The organism is Yoonia sp. (genome assembly GCF_017854415.1).
Taxonomy (GTDB): Bacteria; Pseudomonadota; Alphaproteobacteria; order Rhodobacterales; family Rhodobacteraceae; genus Yoonia.
The window spans coordinates 3,995-6,952 of the sequence record NZ_JAFMHR010000144.1 but is presented as its reverse complement, the minus strand read 5'-3'; the positions used below and the strand labels follow the sequence as shown (position 1 = coordinate 6,952).

Genomic DNA, 2,958 nt, shown 5'->3' with positions numbered 1-2,958 from the left:
AGCAAAAGCACGACTTAGCGCAATAAGGTTTGCACTTATTTGCGCCGCAATCGCAGCTCATTGTTTCGCCTGTGGCTACATTGAAGATGGAATGTAATCTTTAGTTCCAGAAATTGCACCCTGTGAAAAGAGGGACAGTAACGCCATCTTCGCTGGTCGGATGAAATAGACACGATCTAGTGGTAGAAACTTTGCGCTATTATCCGTGCGATTACCGCACGAATTTCTTATGCTTCATCCGCTTTGGCTCACCTGCGTCTGCGCCCAGACGGGCTTTTTTGTCTTCTTCGTAGTCGGTGAACCCACCTTGGAACCATTCGACATGCGCTTCGCCTTCGAACGCAAGAATGTGCGTACAAATCCGGTCGAGGAAAAAGCGGTCGTGGCTGATGACCACGGCGCAGCCTGCGAAATCGACCAATGCGTCTTCGAGGGCGCGTAGCGTTTCGACGTCGAGGTCGTTGGTTGGTTCGTCAAGCAGCAGAACGTTGCCGCCGGACTTCAGCAGTTTGGCCATGTGTACGCGGTTGCGTTCACCGCCTGACAACAGTCCGACTTTTTTCTGCTGATCGCCGCCTTTGAAGTTGAACGCCGAGCAATAAGCACGCGAGTTCATGGAGGCGTCGCCCAGTTCGATAATCTCGGCGCCGCCGCTGATTTCTTCCCAGACGGTGGTGTCTGCGTTCAGCGCGTCGCGCGATTGGTCAACGTAGGACAGTTTGACGGTATCGCCAAATTCGACCGTGCCGTCGTCTGGTTCAAGTTGCCCTGTCAGCATCGAAAACAGTGTCGATTTACCCGCGCCGTTGGGTCCAATCACGCCGACGATGCCGCCGGGAGGCAGATCAAACGTCAGGTCTTCGATCAACAATTTGTCGCCCATGGCCTTTTTCAGACCGTCCACTTCGATCACTTTGGATCCCAGACGTGGCCCATTAGGAATAATGATCTGGGCGCGGCCCATCTTTTCGCGCTCTGACTGGTTGGCCATGTCATTGTAGGCGCTGATCCGCGCTTTGGATTTCGCTTGGCGTGCTTTGGCGCCTTGGCGCATCCACTCAAGTTCGCGTTGTAGCGTGCGTTGCTTGGATTTGTCGTCTTTGGATTCGCGCTCTAGCCGTTTTGCTTTGGCTTCCAGCCAGCTGGAATAGTTCCCCTCGTGCGGAATGCCCGAGCCACGGTCGAGCTCCAAAATCCACCCTGTGATCGCATCCAGGAAATAGCGGTCGTGGGTGACGATCAGGATTGTGCCTTTGTAATCAATCAGGTGCTGTTGCAGCCACGCGATGGTTTCCGCATCAAGGTGGTTGGTTGGTTCGTCAAGCAGCAGCATGTCTGGGGCGTCCAGCAGCAACTGACACAGTGCCACGCGTCGCTTTTCACCGCCCGAAAGCGTCGTCACATCGGCGTCGTCTGCGGAACAGCGCAATGCCTCCATTGAGATGTCGATTTGTGCGTCGAGGTCCCAAAGGTTCTGGCTGTCGATTTCGTCTTGAAGCTGCGCCATCTCGTCAGCGGTTTCTTCGGAATAGTTCATCGCTACTTCGTTGTAGCGGTCCAAAATGGCCTTTTTGTCGGCCACACCCAGCATCACGTTCTCACGCACTGTTAGGTTCGCGTCCAGTTCGGGTTCCTGCGGCAGGTAACCTACGCGCGCGCCTTCGGCTGCCCATGCTTCGCCGACAAAGTCTTTGTCCTGACCTGCCATGATCCGCATCAACGTCGATTTACCAGTGCCGTTCACACCGACCACACCGATTTTGACGCCCGGGAGAAAGTTCAGCCGGATGTTTTCAAACACCTTTTTGCCGCCGGGATATGTTTTGGACACGCCGTCCATGAAGTAGACGAATTTATTGGCTGCCATGGTTTGCGCTCCGTGAGGTCAGGGAATTTGACCCTAGATAGCGGGGGCAAGGGGCGGGGGCAATCGGTCGTGCGCCTAAAGTGTGATCGTCATGCCGTCTTTGCCTAAGAAAAGCGGGCCATTCCAATGGGTGCGCACCGCGTCAGTCCAGTGTTGGTCAGTGAAGTCAGGGTCGCCATCCGGTACAAAATGGTTGAGCGCCAGTTGTTTGACCCCTGCATCCTGGGCGATGCGCCCGACGTCTGCCGCGTCGGTGTGACTGTTCAGGATATGTGTGCGCAGGCGGTCGTCGCCGTTGGTCATGCGTTTGCACAATGCCTCAACCCCGTCGCGCAGCATCGCTTCGTGGACCAGAAGGTCGGCATTTTTGGCAAAAGGGGCCATTTGCGGCATATAAGCAGTATCACCTGACAGGACGACGCTGGAAGTTGGACCGTCAAAGCGCAGGGCGAATGTGTCTGTGATCGGCGGATGGACATTGCGCATCGTATGCATGGCGATATCGCCGAAGTCATGTTTTTCGTCGATGATGTGAATATCGGCAAGACTGCCAAAGTCGCAGCGCCCTTCGTCGCGGATGCGCAGGTCGATATCGAAACCCATGCTGGCTTGGAAACCGGCCCAATACGTATCAAGACCTTTGGGGCCGATCACAGGGATCGGGTGGTTCAGGCCTGCGGTCCATGCAGTGTGAAACAGGGGGCCGAGTTCTAGATAGTGATCCGAATGCAGGTGGGTGATGACGATTAGGTCGATGTCAGTGAGTGCCACGCCTTGATCACAAATCCCGCGTGTGACGCCGAGGCCTGCATCAATCACAATGTTCTTGCCCGCCATCCGTAGCAGCATGGACATTGGCATATGCGACCCGGGCCGAATGGCCGGGCCGCCTTTTACGCCCATAAGGGCGAGTGTATCGGTCATGATATTCTTCTATTCAGCACATTTGCCGCCCTAGCGTAGAACATGATTAGTGTCGCCGCTAGGGTTCAGCGCCGTTCTTAAATATCTAGTTTTGACGCCTCAGAATACAGCCCGACAACCGTGTTCATGTCGCCTGTCATAAGGTTGCCGGTCTGAAATGCGATACC

Annotated in this window: 2 protein-coding genes; both read right to left on the bottom strand. The window is 55.2% G+C overall.

Annotation, left to right across the window (positions count from 1 at the left end; genetic code table 11):
* Positions 1-211: 211 nt before the first annotated feature.
* Positions 212-1,867, bottom strand: a complete 1,656-nt coding sequence (gene ettA, locus QZ197_RS13675) for an energy-dependent translational throttle protein EttA (RefSeq protein WP_296432672.1) — start codon at positions 1,865-1,867, stop codon at positions 212-214.
* Positions 1,868-1,942: 75 nt separating this feature from the next.
* Positions 1,943-2,791, bottom strand: a complete 849-nt coding sequence (locus tag QZ197_RS13670) for an MBL fold metallo-hydrolase (RefSeq protein WP_296432671.1) — start codon at positions 2,789-2,791, stop codon at positions 1,943-1,945.
* Between the last annotated feature and the right edge of the window lie 167 nt (positions 2,792-2,958).

Bases quoted from the DNA above. Each gene is read 5' to 3' on its own strand.
- ettA (WP_296432672.1), bottom strand. From the start codon at position 1,867: ATGGCAGCCAATAAATTCGTCTACTTCATGGACGGCGTGTCCAAAACA.
- QZ197_RS13670 (WP_296432671.1), bottom strand. From the start codon at position 2,791: ATGACCGATACACTCGCCCTTATGGGCGTAAAAGGCGGCCCGGCCATT.